This window comes from Elstera litoralis, assembly GCF_000963705.1.
GTDB lineage: Bacteria > Pseudomonadota > Alphaproteobacteria > Elsterales > Elsteraceae > Elstera > Elstera litoralis.
Genome location: NZ_LAJY01000741.1, coordinates 1 through 802 on the forward strand (window position 1 = coordinate 1; position 802 = coordinate 802).

General features: G+C 58.7%; 1 pseudogene. It reads right to left on the minus strand.

Going from position 1 to position 802, the window contains the following annotated elements:
- Positions 1-561 (minus strand): annotated as a pseudogene (locus tag VZ95_RS19465) (ferritin-like domain-containing protein); the annotation flags it as partial.
- Between the last annotated feature and the right edge of the window lie 241 nt (positions 562-802).

Here is an 802-nt window from a genome sequence, read left to right on the forward strand (position 1 = left end):
CTTTCGGTAAGACGGGTGAKCGGCCACGCGGAGCCTTTGCCAGCGCCCGAGGCCATCTTTTTCAAGGTAGGTCTTAAGCGTTGCGTAGAAGAGCTTGTAATGGCGCAATTCATCGGCAGCGATGGCGGCGCAAATTTGTTGCAGGACAGGTTCCTGGGTTCCGTCTTTAATAGCGGCGTACCACGAGCTTGTGCCGGTTTCGACGATGCAGCGGGCGATCAATTCCCCCGCGCGGCTGCCGCGAACCGACTCTTGCGCATCCAAGGGCAGACGATATCCGGTGACGAACGTATGGAACGCAGTATCGAAATCGAAGGTCGGATCGGCGAGCTCGGCCCAACGGCGCAGGGCTTGGCCGTGCTGAACCTCCTCCTCCGCCCAGGCGTCGGTTGCGGCGCAGAACTCAGGATCGTCGCGGAAGACGTTCTTGAGGTAGGCCGCATACTCCCAGCCGTTATGTTCGACCAGGGCGGCGGCTTTGACGACCTTAACCGTGTCGGGATCGACCAAATTTGCCTGGAAGCGATTCCACGCAATATCGTCCAAGGTCCAGCCTTTCATGTTCTCACCTTCGGCTCTTCTGTCCGCTCGGGCGGATTGTTGCGCAAGACATGGGGGCAGGCCGTACGCCGTCCAACAGTCCTTAAGGAGTGCCGTATTTTATCGAAAGTCACCCGTCATGCTTACCGCGCCGCACACACTCTGTCCATGTTAGTGCGTGAGAATGACCGGGAGGACGGAGGAACACGCTCATGACGCACACGTATCACGCCGCTTTGGCCACGATCATCGCGCAGAAAAA